18 protein-coding genes and 1 riboswitch are annotated in these 13,904 nt (G+C 42.5%); all 18 genes read right to left on the reverse strand.

Annotated elements, in window-relative coordinates; genetic code table 11:
• Positions 1 to 17: 17 nt before the first annotated feature.
• The 18 genes from sufU to ACOJQI_RS19475 all read right to left on the reverse strand — a co-directional run bounded on the left by sufU (position 18) and on the right by ACOJQI_RS19475 (position 13,873).
• Positions 18 to 452: a Fe-S cluster assembly sulfur transfer protein SufU gene (gene sufU / locus ACOJQI_RS19390; protein WP_421381165.1), complete on the reverse strand. Its 435-nt coding sequence runs from the start codon at positions 450 to 452 to the stop codon at positions 18 to 20.
• Entirely contained in the window at positions 442 to 1,671 is a 1,230-nt protein-coding gene (locus ACOJQI_RS19395; protein ID WP_421381167.1) for a cysteine desulfurase, read from the reverse strand. The genes sufU and ACOJQI_RS19395 overlap by 11 nt, the downstream gene beginning before the upstream one ends.
• A complete protein-coding gene (gene sufD, locus ACOJQI_RS19400; protein WP_421381169.1) occupies positions 1,671 to 2,981 on the reverse strand; it encodes a Fe-S cluster assembly protein SufD in 1,311 nt (436 codons plus the stop codon). The genes ACOJQI_RS19395 and sufD overlap by 1 nt, the downstream gene beginning before the upstream one ends.
• Before the next feature lie 17 nt (positions 2,982 to 2,998).
• Positions 2,999 to 3,784 carry a Fe-S cluster assembly ATPase SufC gene (sufC, locus tag ACOJQI_RS19405; RefSeq protein WP_421381171.1) on the reverse strand — a complete coding sequence of 262 codons (786 nt, stop codon included), beginning with the start codon at positions 3,782 to 3,784 and terminating at the stop codon, positions 2,999 to 3,001.
• Between the two features lie 331 nt (positions 3,785 to 4,115).
• Positions 4,116 to 4,274 (reverse strand): hypothetical protein, encoded by a 159-nt coding sequence (locus ACOJQI_RS19410; protein WP_421381173.1) that lies wholly within the window; start codon positions 4,272 to 4,274, stop codon positions 4,116 to 4,118.
• Positions 4,275 to 4,547: 273 nt separating this feature from the next.
• Positions 4,548 to 4,913 carry a carboxymuconolactone decarboxylase family protein gene (locus tag ACOJQI_RS19415; RefSeq protein WP_421381175.1) on the reverse strand — a complete coding sequence of 122 codons (366 nt, stop codon included), beginning with the start codon at positions 4,911 to 4,913 and terminating at the stop codon, positions 4,548 to 4,550.
• Positions 4,914 to 5,065: 152 nt separating this feature from the next.
• Entirely contained in the window at positions 5,066 to 5,908 is an 843-nt protein-coding gene (locus ACOJQI_RS19420) for a MetQ/NlpA family ABC transporter substrate-binding protein (protein ID WP_421381177.1), read from the reverse strand.
• 29 nt (positions 5,909 to 5,937) lie between these two features.
• Positions 5,938 to 6,606, reverse strand: coding sequence for a methionine ABC transporter permease (locus tag ACOJQI_RS19425; protein ID WP_421381179.1), 669 nt, complete (start codon positions 6,604 to 6,606; stop codon positions 5,938 to 5,940).
• A complete protein-coding gene (locus ACOJQI_RS19430; RefSeq protein WP_421381182.1) occupies positions 6,599 to 7,618 on the reverse strand; it encodes a methionine ABC transporter ATP-binding protein in 1,020 nt (339 codons plus the stop codon). Before ACOJQI_RS19430 ends, ACOJQI_RS19425 begins: the two co-directional genes overlap by 8 nt.
• A gap of 187 nt (positions 7,619 to 7,805) precedes the next feature.
• Positions 7,806 to 7,913: riboswitch (SAM riboswitch) on the reverse strand.
• A 118-nt stretch (positions 7,914 to 8,031) separates the two neighbouring features.
• Positions 8,032 to 8,385, reverse strand: coding sequence for a hypothetical protein (locus ACOJQI_RS19435; protein ID WP_421381184.1), 354 nt, complete (start codon positions 8,383 to 8,385; stop codon positions 8,032 to 8,034).
• 187 nt (positions 8,386 to 8,572) lie between these two features.
• On the reverse strand, positions 8,573 to 8,899 hold the full coding sequence (locus tag ACOJQI_RS19440) for a thioredoxin family protein (RefSeq protein WP_421385519.1): 327 nt from the start codon (positions 8,897 to 8,899) through the stop codon (positions 8,573 to 8,575).
• 8 nt (positions 8,900 to 8,907) lie between these two features.
• Complete coding sequence (locus tag ACOJQI_RS19445) at positions 8,908 to 9,264, reverse strand: toprim domain-containing protein (protein ID WP_421381186.1); 357 nt, start codon at positions 9,262 to 9,264, stop codon at positions 8,908 to 8,910.
• 136 nt (positions 9,265 to 9,400) lie between these two features.
• The gene (locus ACOJQI_RS19450; protein WP_421381188.1) at positions 9,401 to 9,640 is read right to left on the reverse strand and encodes a DUF2553 family protein; all 240 of its coding nucleotides are present in this window, start codon (positions 9,638 to 9,640) and stop codon (positions 9,401 to 9,403) included.
• A 92-nt stretch (positions 9,641 to 9,732) separates the two neighbouring features.
• Entirely contained in the window at positions 9,733 to 10,116 is a 384-nt protein-coding gene (gene gcvH, locus ACOJQI_RS19455) for a glycine cleavage system protein GcvH (protein ID WP_421381190.1), read from the reverse strand.
• 78 nt (positions 10,117 to 10,194) lie between these two features.
• Positions 10,195 to 10,551, reverse strand: coding sequence for an arsenate reductase family protein (locus ACOJQI_RS19460; RefSeq protein WP_421381192.1), 357 nt, complete (start codon positions 10,549 to 10,551; stop codon positions 10,195 to 10,197).
• A 109-nt stretch (positions 10,552 to 10,660) separates the two neighbouring features.
• Positions 10,661 to 10,963 carry an ArsR/SmtB family transcription factor gene (locus tag ACOJQI_RS19465; RefSeq protein ID WP_421381194.1) on the reverse strand — a complete coding sequence of 101 codons (303 nt, stop codon included), beginning with the start codon at positions 10,961 to 10,963 and terminating at the stop codon, positions 10,661 to 10,663.
• Positions 10,964 to 11,000: 37 nt separating this feature from the next.
• Positions 11,001 to 11,783, reverse strand: coding sequence for an SDR family NAD(P)-dependent oxidoreductase (locus ACOJQI_RS19470; protein WP_421381196.1), 783 nt, complete (start codon positions 11,781 to 11,783; stop codon positions 11,001 to 11,003).
• Positions 11,784 to 12,088: 305 nt separating this feature from the next.
• Positions 12,089 to 13,873, reverse strand: coding sequence for an acyl-CoA dehydrogenase family protein (locus tag ACOJQI_RS19475; RefSeq protein ID WP_421381198.1), 1,785 nt, complete (start codon positions 13,871 to 13,873; stop codon positions 12,089 to 12,091).
• Positions 13,874 to 13,904: the final 31 nt, after the last annotated feature.

Consider the following 13,904-nt stretch of genomic DNA (forward strand, 5'->3'; position numbering starts at 1 on the left):
ATGTGAATCTTTCAGGGTCACTGCCCTTCCTTGACTCCTTTTTCCATCGCCTTCCAGGCAAGTGTCGCACATTTGATCCGTGCAGGGAATTTCGCCACTCCCTGGAGGGCTTCTATATCACCAAGGTCGATATCTTCATCATATTCTTTCCCTTGCATCATATTCGAGAAAACTTCGGAAAGCTTCAGTGCTGTATCAACGTCTTTGCCTTTGACGATCTGCGTCATCATTGAAGCGGAAGCCATTGAGATGGAGCAGCCTTCCCCATCGAATTTCGCATCGGTCACTTTCCCATCTTCCACTTTCATGTTGAGATGGATCCGGTCGCCGCAGGTAGGATTGTTCATATCCACTGTCAAGCTTCCGTCTTCAAGCGAGCCTTTATTGCGAGGGTTTTTATAATGATCCATAATCACCTGTCTGTATAATTGGTCTAAATTGTTAAAAGACATCGCTGAAATACTCCTTTGTTTTCACTAGTCCTGAAACAAGTTTATCAATATCTTCTTCTGTATTGTAAATATAGAAGCTTGCGCGGGCAGTCGCCGACACTTCCAGCCACTTCATCAGGGGCTGTGCACAGTGATGGCCGGCACGGACAGCGATTCCTTCCGCATCCAATACAGTCGCCACATCGTGAGGATGGACATCGTCGATATTGAAAGTGACAAGGCCTGCACGCTTGGCAGGATCTTTCGTTCCGTAAATGGTCATGCCTTCAACTTCGGACATCTTTTCCATCGCATAAGCAGCTAAGTGATGTTCATGCTTTTCGATATGATCCATACCGATTTCCTCTAGAAAATCGATAGCTGCTCCAAGGCCGATAGCTCCTGCAATGATTGGTGTACCGGCTTCGAACTTCCAAGGAAGCTCTTTCCAAGTCGATTCATACATGCCGACAAAATCGATCATTTCGCCGCCGAATTCAACAGGCTCCATGTTTTCAAGAAGATGTTTCTTACCGTAAAGAACACCGATTCCTGTTGGCCCTGCCATCTTGTGGCCGGAGAATGCGAAGAAGTCGCAGTCCAGATCCTGTACATCCACCTTCATATGAGGAGCAGCCTGGGCACCATCAACCATCATCACCGCACCATGTTCATGAGCAACCCTGGCTATCTCTTTGATCGGGTTCATCGTTCCCAAAACGTTGGAAACTTTCATGATGGACACAATTTTTGTGTTTGAAGTAACCGTCGCTTTAATGTCTTCAATGGAAATTGTCCCGTCTTCTTGAAGAGGTACATATTTCAATGTTGCGCCTGTTTCTTTGGCAAGCTGCTGCCAAGGAATGATGTTACTGTGATGCTCCATGTGAGAGATCACGATTTCATCACCTTCACCGACATTTGCCCTTCCATAGCTGGCTGCAACGGTGTTAATCGCCGTCGTTGTACCGCGGGTAAAGATGATTTCTTCTGTTGAAGCCGCATTGATGAACTTGCGGACCTTCTCGCGGGCACCTTCATAGCCGTCTGTTGCCCTGGTTCCAAGTGTATGGACACCGCGGTGAACATTCGAGTTGTATTCACGGTAGTACTTATCCAAAGCTTCTATGACTTGCACGGGCTTTTGGGAAGTGGCAGCACTATCAAGGTAAACTAATGGATGTCCGTTGACTTCCTGGTCGAGAATCGGAAAGTACTTACGAATCTCTTTGGCATTCATTAATTTACTTTCCTTTCGATAACCTCAGTCAGCTGCTTTTTAACTCCTTCAATCGGAAGCTGGTTTACAACCGGTGCCAGGAACCCGTGGATAACCAAACGTTCAGCCTCATGTTTAGGAATTCCGCGGCTCATCAAGTAGTAAAGCTGTAATGGATCTACGCGTCCAACTGATGCAGCATGCCCTGCAGTAACATCATCTTCGTCGATCAACAGGATTGGGTTGGCATCTCCTCGTGCTTTCTCACTTAACATAAGGACACGGGACTCCTGTTCTGCGTTTGATTTTGATGCACCATGTTCAATTTTACCGATACCGTTAAAGATAGAAGATGCTTCATCCTTCATAACACCGTGCTTAAGGATGTATCCTTCGGAGTTTTTACCGAAGTGGACAACTTTTGTAGTGAAGTTCTGTTTCTGCTTTCCACGTCCGACTACAACTGTCTTTGTATCAGCATAAGAACCGTCACCCATAAGGTTGGTGATATTTTCTGAAATGGTATCTCCATCATTCATCAAGCCAAGAGCCCAATCAATGCGGGCATCCCTTGCAGCTGTTCCCCTGCGGTTTACATACGTCGTAATGCCGCTTGCAAGATTATCTACCGCTCCGTAAGTCACTTTTGCATTATTGTTCGCGAAAACTTCAGTAACGATGTTGTAGATACCTTCTTCAACATCTGTCGTAGAAACATAGTTCTCTACATACGTTACAGAGCTGTTGTCATCCGCAACAACCAATACATGGTTGAAGAGAGTAGTATCTGCATTGTCCTGGATATAGACAGCTTGAATCGGCTGTTCTACTTCGACATTTTTCGGAACATATAAAAATGCTCCCCCGTTAACCAATGCAGCATGAAGGGCCGTCAATTTATGCTCATCAACCTTGACGCCTTCCTTCATGAAATACTTCTGCACCAAGTCACCATGTTCTTTAACAGCAGTCAAGATATCAGTGAAAATAACTCCTTTATCCTTCAGCTCTTGAGAAAGAGTCAAGTAAGCAGGAGTATTGTTGCGCTGTACATATAAATTGTTGTTTTCATTGTCCAGATCAACCAATGCTTTTGCAGCTTCAGGAAGCTCACTTAGATTCTCGTAAGGTTTGCTTTCAACTGTATGCTGCTTAAACTCAGTGAAGTTCCACTTTGTGATTTTTGTTTTATCTGGTTTAGGAAGCTCCAATTCCCCAGCTTTAGTCAAAGCCTGGGCACGAAGGTCAGAAAACCATGCAGGTTCTCCCTGACCTTTTGAAAAGGAGTCCAAATAATCCTTTTCTACTGGTAGTTTCGTTTCTACAGTCATATTAATCCCCCTAACGCTTACGCTTCTTGGCCGACAGTTTCGTCTTTGATACCTAACTCTTCTTTGATCCAGTCATAACCTTCAGACTCAAGGCGCTTCGCAAGCTCCGGTCCGCCTGATTTCACAACACGTCCCTGCATCATAACGTGTACTTTATCTGGAGTGATGTAGTTAAGCAGACGCTGATAGTGGGTAATGATTAAGCATCCGAAATCTTCTCCACGCATCTTGTTGATACCTTTTGAAACGATTTTCAAAGCATCGATGTCCAAACCGGAATCAATTTCATCAAGGATGGCAATCTTAGGCTGAATCATCATCATTTGAAGGATCTCATTACGTTTTTTCTCACCGCCGGAGAAACCTTCGTTCAGGTAACGCTGCGCCATTTCCGGATCCATTTCAAGTTCTTCCATATTGGAATCCATTGTACGGATGAATTTCATAAGGGAAATTTCCTGTCCTTCTTCACGACGGCTGTTGATCGCTGAACGCAAGAAGTCTGCGTTTGTCACACCGCTGATTTCACTTGGATACTGCATTGCAAGGAAAAGACCCACTCTTGCACGCTCGTCTACTTCCATTTCAAGTACATCTTCTCCATCAAATGTGATGCTGCCTTTTGTTACTTCATATTTAGGATGTCCCATGATTGCTGAAGATAAAGTGGACTTACCCGTTCCGTTAGGTCCCATTACCGCATGGATTTCTCCACCCTTAATTTCAAGGTTTACACCTTTTAATATCTCTTTACCTTCAATCTCAACATGAAGATCTTTAATTGTTAAAGTTGAACCTGCCATTATTATACCTCCGTGACTTTATAAGAAAGTTTGTTTTTAACCATTCTCAATTTATTCTCATTACAATCTTATAACAAATAAAAGCTATAAGCAACTGTTTGAGCCGAGTATAAAGGATATGAAATCTCATCTAAATGACCCTTTATATTGTTTGCTTCCCATGCTTTAATCATGTACAAATGTATATTCTGAAGCAAACGGTTTTACAGAACTCTTCTTTTATTTCTCTACTTGAATAAGATTAACAAACATTAGCCTAACAGTAAACATAAAGAAAAGCCGGCGTGACTCCACACCGGCTTTCCCCTAGTTTCTTCCTATTATATGGCTGTTATATGTTAGCGTGTACTTTACGATCTAAATCAGCAATCATTCTTCTGCTTTCGATATATTCATTCTCTCTTCTCTTTTCCACTCGCATACGAACATCATGCTTCCTCTTATAGGTTTCATAGCCAACTCCGTGAGCTCCATGCATCGCCTTTTCCATTTCATTCGTATACTCCATATTCAGAGAGTCGTTGATAATGAATCATTCCTTTCAAGTTTTTAACTACGTCTACAATGATACTACCCGCGTGTTTTAAAAACAAAACGCATTTCGAATGATTACCAGTATTTAGCGGAGTTGACAGACGTTTTCAAAAAGCTGGTATCACTCCACCTTATATTTTCACAATATTCCCACGATATACTTCCATTTTGAAAATGACAGCCCTTTCAAATTACAAAAAGCTGACATAGGCTGTCAGCTTCTTTAGGGCTATTGTTTAAGTTGATTCAATTCTACGATTGATTCCTGGACAAGCGTCACTGCCTGGCTCATTGCTGCTCCGCCGCCAAATGCAGCCGTAACTCCAACCGCTTCAAGAATTTCCTCTTCTGTACAGCCTTGGTCTACACAGCCTTTTGTATGGTAGATGATGCAGTATTCATCTTGCGAGTACAAGCTGATTCCAAGTGCAATAAGCTGCTTTTCTTTTTGCGAAAGAACGCCTTCTTTAAAACATTGCTCTGTGAATGCATTATAATGATGTGCCAGTTCAGGCATTTTTTGAGTGAATGTGCCCAATCCCTGCTTATAGTGATGCAGAGCAGCTTCTGTTGAATTTCTGAAATCCATTTCCATTTGCTCCAGCTCCATTTCTGTTAATGTCCAATTCAAAAATAGTATGAGCAAAAGGGTATGAGTTTATGTTAATATTACAGCCTTTTTTACGTTAAAGGTTCAATCAAAAAAACAGCCCCTTCTAAAAGAAAGGGCTGTTTTTCAAAATTATATTACTCTTTAACCGGAACGACTGCACCGCCCCACTCTTCCAAAATGAAGTCCTGGATTTCTTCTGAACGAAGAACTTCTACAAGAGCTTTAACTGCTTCGTTGTCTTCATCACCGCTGTTTACAGCAATTACGTTTACGTATGGTGAATCTTTGTCTTCGATTGCGATTGAATCTTCAAGCGGGTTCAACCCTGAATCGATGGCATAGTTAGAGTTGATCAGCACTGCGTCACCTTCTTCATTTTCATATAACTGAGGAAGAAGAGCTGCTTCGTATTCATAATCGAATTGAAGGTTCTTTGGATTTTCTGCAATGTCCTCAAGGGTTGCAGCTGTCTTTTCAACGCCCTCTTTAAGAGTGATCAGGCCTTTTGCTTCCAATAGAGTAAGGATACGTCCGTGGTCTGCCACTGAGTTACTCATAAGGATAGTCGCACCTTCTGGAAGTTCTTCTAGAGAATCGTATTTCTTAGAGTATACTCCGATAGGCTCGATGTGAATCCCGCCGGCATTAACGAAATCATACCCATGTTCTTCTTTTTGAGACTCAAGGTATGGAATATGCTGGAAGTAGTTGGCGTCAATTTCGCCGCTTTCCAAATCTTTGTTTGGAAGTACGTAGTCCTGATAAGTTTCGATGTTCAGTTCGATTCCTTCTTCTTCAAGAATCGGCTTTGCTTTTTCAAGAATCTCAGCATGAGGGATGTTAGAAGCACCGACTGTTATTTCTTTCGCTTCTTCTCCGCCGCCGTTGCCTTGGCTTCCTTCATCATCTGCTGTACCGCATGCTCCCAGTGTAAAGATACTTGCTGCTGTAAATAAACCTGCAATTAATTTTTTCATTTTTTCTCCTTCTTTCTTTAAAGTGTTTTTTATCTTTTATCGATTGCTTTCGTCAATATATTGCCAATCAACTGAATGATAAAGACGATGATCAAAATGATGATCGTGGCGGCCAGCGTCACATCATCACGGCTCCGCTGGAATCCATCCAGGTATGCCAAGTTCCCAAGGCCTCCTGCACCGATGACACCCGCCATTGCTGTAAAACCGACCAGGGCTATCGCCGTTACGGTGATTCCTGATATCAATGCCGGCATTGATTCCGGAAGCAGTACCTTCCAAATGATCGTCGATGTTTTCGCTCCCATCGATTTTGCTGCCTCGATGACCCCCTTGTTAACTTCCCTCAGGGCAATTTCCACCATCCTGGCATAGAATGGCGCCGCTCCTATGATAAGGGCAGGGAGCGCAGCATTGGCTCCGCGAATGGTTCCAAGGAGAAACTTCGTAAACGGGATTAATAGAACGATCAGGATAATGAACGGGATTGAACGGAAAATGTTAACCACAGCACTTGTTACCGCATAAACCGCCTTGTTTTCCCAGATGTTATTTGGAGATGTCAAAAACAATAAAAGTCCAAGAATAATTCCCAATACGAGCGTAATCGCAACGGACATTCCCGTCATGTAGAGTGTCTCAAGTGACGCCTCCCACATTTTTTCCCAGTCAACGTTCGGAAAGAGTGTTTCAATCATGATTAATCACCTCAATCCCAACTGTTTGCTGTTTCAAATATTCAACTGCCTTCTCTTCGTCAGAACCTGTCAATTGAAGAAACAGTGTTCCGTATGAACCTCCTTGTGTCTGCGAAATGCTTCCCTGGAGGATATTGGCGTTGATGTCAAAATTCTTGATCAGACTCGTGATAAGAGGCTGCTCAGTCTGCTCCCCTACAAAGGTTAGTTTGACAATCTTTCCTTCTGGATAGTGGGAAACCAGATTCTCAATTGTTTCTTTTGTATTTCCAGTTTCAGAGACTTCACTGACAAAGCGCTGAGTGATTTTCTGCTGAGGGTTTTTGAACACTTCAAGAACATCCCCCAATTCAACAACCTTACCATTCTCCATTACCGCTACCCGATGGCAGATTTTCTGGATCACTTTCATTTCATGGGTAATCAGGACAATTGTAAGACCCAGGCGTTTATTAATATCAACCAGCAGGTCAAGAATGGAATCCGTTGTTTCCGGGTCAAGCGCTGAAGTCGCTTCATCGCATAACAGGACTTTAGGGTTGTTGGCCAGCGCACGTGCGATACCCACACGCTGCTTCTGTCCGCCGCTCAGCTGCGAAGGATAGGCATCCTCCCGCCCCTTTAATCCAACCAGCTCAATTAACTCCTCAACTCTTCTATTTCGTTCTGCCTTCGGGACATTCGTAATCTCCAATGGAAATGCAATATTGTCTCTTACAGTCCTCGACCACAAAAGGTTGAAATGCTGAAAAATCATCGAGATTTCATGGCGCGCGTTTCTCAGCTTCTGTCCTTTTACCTTTGAAACGATATGGCCATTGACATCAATGGTCCCTTCACTTGGAATTTCGAGACCGTTCAACATCCGGATCAGTGTGCTTTTTCCGGCGCCGCTGTATCCGATCACCCCGAATATTTCACCGTCATCTATTTTCAGGTTCACATCATCCACGGCTGATATGGACCCTTTTTTGCCTTTGAAGATTTTACTTACATTCGAAATATTTATCAAATACCTCACCTCTTCCTCACTAAACCTATAAGATTAGTAGGTTTAAGTGCCGTTGTCATAGCATTGCTGTCTTATTATTTACTTCAGAATCATTCCTAAACATCATTTGGATTAGAAACGGTCTTCCTAAATTAAAAATGCCTTCCTGCAATGAGCAGAAAGGCATGAAAATATATCATTCACCTTTCTCTCATCTTCCAAAGCACTACAGCTTTGTGTGAATTGGCACCATTTCAACATTGTTGACGGTTGCCGGGCTTCGCAGGGCACATCCCTCCACCTCTCTCGATAAGAGCAAGAAACTCGCTTTATTCAATTAATCCTTTAAAGGATAAAAGTTTTCTTAACTTCTGAATGTGATTTTACATGGCTTTTCATGGACTGTCAATAACTTTTTTTAAAAAAATTCATCTCTACACTACTACAGGTTCTGTGTCATAAATTCTGCATAACGTTAAGACAGATTCCACAAATAACAGACCCCTGTATGTCCCGGTGACAGCTATTTCCTGTCTGCTCGAAAGGACTGACAGTCTCTCTCTTCCATCCAGCAGATCATTTATCAATCCCGGACTTCCTTTAACAGTTAAGTCTGATTCGCAATTCTTTTCTTTTACAATGGAGAGCTCGATATTTCTTCCAAAGGAAACCATCTTCACCTCAACCCCGTTATCAAAAGCGACTATAAAAGGTGTATCGGGCATCAATGCTTTTAAATGATATCTCGTTTTACACTCTTCCAGCATCCTTACGATTTCTTTTTCCAATCGCTCATCCCCTTAGTCTGTTCTCTTGTATACTAATTTCCACCTTTTGGGTAGAAATCCTCTTGCAAGTGCTCGACAACTTCTGAACAGGAATGCATGATTGTGTCGATTCTGACTAAATGTTGAACGCGAAGCAGAATTTCCCGAGAAATATGTAAAAGAAAGTCAAAAAAAAAAAACCGATCCCTTATCCGGAATCAGTGCTTGTAAGTTGATTTAGCTGTTCATGAAGATACGGAACAGAATGGAAGGCATATATCTTGTTTATAAGGACCCCTTTATTAAAGAGCAGCATACACGGTACACTTTCCACCGAATATCGGTCTGCGATGGATGGAATGTAATTTAAATCGGCTTTTATAAAATGGATCTGCGGGAACATTTTTTCCGTGATATCGACCATTCTTCCTGCAACCATGCATGTACCGCACATAGGTGTATAAAGATAAAATGCAGTATGTTCCTGTTCGTTGATTTTATTTTCAATTTGCTCCAGCAGCTGCTTATTCTTCATCAATCACATTACGTCCTTTTTTCCAGAAATTCAGTGTGGACATCTATGTTAGCCGCTATGAGGATGGAAGCTAGATGATATTCGGGAGCGGCTGCCACCTCTTTGTACATCCGGTCTATATATAAATGCTCGGCCTCGGGGAATTCCCTCTTGAATAACTTGCGGAGCTTCTCCCCGCTTTCATCGGCATCTACAAGTATATATACATCCCGGTTGAATAATTCATCCACCAGCTCATCGAGTTTTGTGATGCTGATGGTTCCATTTGTACAAATGATTTCAACAGGTTCCTTTACAATCTCTTTCACTTTTTTCCTATCAGTAGTCCCCTCGACGATAATGACTTTATCATCAAATGTCTCCATTGAATTCACTCTTTTCATAACAGGTATTTCGTTATTACAGATTATTGTCTCGCTTTTCACCGGGGATTGCAAAGAAAAACTCTTCGGATTCACTGAGATATGAATACAGAAAAAGAGTAGAAGCCTCTACCCTTTTTCAGCACCATCCGCCTTCGTCACAATCAGTGTAACGAGGTTCGGCATCATCAGGTGTCATATAGTTTTGAATAATTTGGTTTCCTGAAGCCTCAAAATTCGGTTCTAATTGAAGCTTTTCAGCTGAATCGGAAAGATCCATTTTACCTACTAACTGTTCATCAAGAAACAAATGAAGCTGTCCTTCAACCAACTTCCCTGTCACACGCTGTGTTACATCCAGCTTTTTGGGTTTAAGCATTTTAAATCCCCCTTATGCAAGTATGTATTACTATCGTGCCCAAAAAGCAAAACAAAACCCTCCGGGACTGCTGGAGGGTTTTGTAAATAATATTAGTTCTCTTTGATCATTTCATCATACTGTTCTGCAGTCATCAGCTTGTCTACTTCAGAAGCATCAGAAAGCTCAACAACGACCATCCATGCTTTTTCGTATGGTGATTCATTAACGAATTCAGGGCTGTCATCAAGATCAGTATTAACTTCAACGACTTTACCGCTTACTGGAGCGTATAATTCAGAAACTGTCTTTACAGATTCCACACTTCCGAATGGCTCGTTGGCTGTGATTTCATCTCCCTCTTCAGGAAGTTCAACGAATACGATATCCCCTAATTCTGATTGTGCAAATTCAGTGATTCCGATACGTACTTTTTCCCCTTCAACTTTTACCCACTCATGTTCTTCAGAATAACGAAGTTCTTTTGGTGCGCTCATTCCTATCCCTCCATTGCTATATTCACATCAATATTGACACAATTCCTACTATAAAAGCAAGAAAACCTTGCCAAAAATTTAATTCCACGCATTCTCGTATGTCTCTTCTTTGAATCCTGCTGTCACAGTTGTTCCTTCGGCGGCTAAAGGCCGTTTGACCAGCATGCCGTCGCTTGCCAGAATATCCAGCAATTCCTCATCAGAGGAGGTGTTCACCTTGTCTTTCAATCCAAGTTCACGATACTTTTTCCCGCTGGTGTTAAAGAACTTTTTTAAAGGAAGCCCGCTTTTTTCGTAGAGGCTTTTTAATTCCTCCTTAGAGGGAGGATTATCGACAATATGTATTTCATTAAACTCCTTATTGTTCTCTTCAAGCCACTTCTTTGCTTTTCGGCATGTTCCGCATTTGGGATATGAATAAAACGTGATTGCCATGTATTCACCACCCTTCCAAAAGTTGTCCTCTTCAACCAATAACTAATTCGACAATATTCCTCGATATCCTGCAAAGATTCGAAACAGGATATCAAGGGATTTTTTTCTATCAGGTGCAAGTGTTTTCCACTGTATCGATCAGTTCCTTTAATTCTTCGACGGCCTGATCCAGAGCAAGGGAATAAAATCTTTGAGTACCTTTTTGCACGGTTGTCACCAATTGCTGATCTCTTAGAATTTTCAAGTGGTGAGAAACTGCCGGTCTGGATAATGTAAGATTTTCCGTAATCTCATTTACGGTCAACGGCTCTTTTTCCGCAAGCAGGAGGATGATGTCCTGTCTGTAGGGATCACTCAATGCTTGAAATAAAGGTATACACTTTCGAAATGTACCCATCGCTTTTTGACCCAATTTAGCATTCCTTCCCTCTTTACGATCTTATCTCACATTATATACGTTCCTGCACCTTGCGGACAACGGAAGTGACCATCTTTCTTGGCATGAAACGGATCGAATTGGCCAGCATTTTATTTTTAAAACCTGGGACTATAACCGTTTTGTTCGTTTCCAGCAGGGATTTAACAGCTTGTGCAACTACCTCATCCGCTTGCATGACGCCGCTTTGAAACAGTTTGGACTGACCGAGCTCCGCTGTGTTACTGAAGCCTGTCTCCGTAGCTCCTGGACATAGTGCAGCCACTTTGACGCCGCTGTCATTCCATTCATTGGCCAATGCTTCTGAGAGAGAAAGAACATACGCTTTTGTAGCATAGTAGACCGCCATCAAAGGACCAGGCTGAAAAGCTGCCGTTGATGCCACGTTTAAGATTTTTCCGCTTTTTCTGGCCACCATGTCTTTTCCAAAGTACTTTGTAAGTTCAGTTAGAGCCGTGATATTGACTTCAATCATATCTAATTCTTTCTGCATCTCAGTATCCTCAAATTCACCGAATAAGCCAAATCCTGCATTATTGATCAGGATTTCCGCAGTTACCTCAAGGGCTTTTACAGCCTCATACAGCTTTTTGGCTGAACCGGAACGCGATAAGTCCAGGGGTACAATATGAACGTTGATTCCATGCTTTCCTTCCAATTCACGAGCTAATTCATTTAACTTATTTTCACTTCTTGCCGTTAAGACAAGATCAAAATTCCTGCCGGCGAACTGCTTGGCAAACTCTACTCCTAAACCGCTTGATGCACCTGTAATTACCACTGCTTTATTATTCATCTATCGTCACCTCTTATTAAATGTTTAAACGTTTAAACATATAATAATTTGTTTTTCACTTTAGTGCAAGTGATTTTTGTATGTAGTATTTGCCAGAAGAATTCATTTTATCGGAAAGCAGTGATCTGGAGTTTTGTCGTATATCGGCCAAATCTTGTTGTTTATCAACGGTTTTGTGTCGAATATCAACCATACTTTGTCACTTATCAACCATTCCCTGTCGAATATCGGCCAATCGACAACAACCGACAAAACCACACCGCAAAAAACCGGCCTCCACAGGAAGGCCGGTTCTGGATTAATTATTACAGTACATAACGCTCTGCTTCAATTAACTTTTCAGACGCTTCACGCTTTAACGCAATCGTGTTAAGCGGCGTGTAGCGGGTGAACTTACGAAGAGCGGACAGCATCATTCTTAATGAATCACCCTGTTCGGCAGCAACCAATGTTTCTTTTGCATGTGCTTCGATTTCATTGAATGCTTCCTGACAGAAGATTTGTGTGTAAAGAAGCTTCTGCTTGGATTTCTCCACTCCGTCTTTTGCAATCGCCTTTTCTGTACGAAGGACGGCGGATTCCATTGCATAAGCGTTGGAGATGATATCAGCGATGTTCACAAGGATCTCCTGCTCTTTTTCAAGGGCTTTGCCGTATTTCTGTGCAGCAAGACCTGCAATCAAAAGACCGATCTTCTTCGCATTTTTCACAAGGTATTTTTCCTGTTCAAGCGGTGCGTCGCCCACTTCTTCCGGCATAAGCATCATCAGTTCTTCCTGAAGAGCCTGTGCTTTCTGGAATAAAGGAAGTTCACCTTTCAATGCCTTACGGACATAAGTGCCGGGAACCAGGAGACGGTTGATTTCATTCGTTCCTTCAAAGATACGGTTGATACGGGAATCACGGTATGCTCTTTCAATCTCATACTCTTGCATGAAACCGTATCCGCCATGGATCTGTACGCCTTCATCCACGATATAATCAAGGGTTTCCGTCGCGAACACTTTATTCATTGAACACTCAATGGCATACTCAGCAATCGACTTGGCTACTTCTGTACCATTCTTGATCTCTTCATCCGTCAATCTGCTCATGCGGTCTTCAAAAAGACCTACAGTACGGTAAACAGAGCTCTCAGTCGCATACAGCTTTGCGGCCATCGTAGCAAACTTTTCTTTCGTCAGGTTGAAAGATGAGATCGGAGTCTTGAACTGCTGGCGCTGGTTTGCATACTTAATTGTAACTTCCATTGCCCGTTTACTTCCGCCTACTGCACCTACCCCCAGCTTGTAACGACCGATGTTCAGGATATTGAAGGCAATGATATGTCCTTTCCCTGCTTCTCCAAGAAGATTTTCAACTGGCACCTCTGCATCTTCAAGGATCAATGTACGGGTTGAAGAGCTCTTGATCCCCATTTTCTTTTCTTCTGCACCTGTGGATACTCCCGGGTATTCGCGCTCTACGATAAAGGCAGAGAATTGCTCACCATCGATTTTCGCATAAACAACGAATACATCAGCGAAACCAGCATTCGTGATCCATTGCTTTTCACCATTCAATACATAATGCGTTCCAGCTTCATTAAGCTTAGCTGTCGTTTTTGCGCCAAGAGCGTCAGAACCTGAACCCGGCTCTGTCAAAGCGTAAGCTGCAATTTTCTCACCTGTCGCTAAAACTGGAAGGTATTTCTGCTTTTGCTCTTCATTACCGAATAAAACGATTGGAAGCGATCCAATTCCAACATGCGCACCATGAGTGATGGAGAAACCGCCGGCAGTGGACATTTTTTCAGAAATAAGGGCTGAACTTACTTTATCAAGTCCAAGTCCGCCATATTCTTCCGGAACATCCGCACCTAGAAGGCCAAGTTCCCCAGCTTTTTTAAGCAGCTTGACGGAACGGTCAAATTCATGATTTTCAATGTGCTCGACCTGCGGTACGACTTCCTTTACTACAAAATCTTCTGACGTTTTGGCGATCATTTTCTGTTCATCCGTATAATCTTCAGGTGTAAACACATTTTCGTATGAAACATCCTCAATAATGAAGCTGCCGCCTTTTACCAACTTATCTGTTTGGTTTGTCATCTGGTTTTCCTCCCTTTGTTAAAAAAACAGT

The organism is Bacillus salacetis, from assembly GCF_049177075.1.
GTDB lineage: Bacteria > Bacillota > Bacilli > Bacillales > Bacillaceae_B > Rossellomorea > Rossellomorea salacetis_A.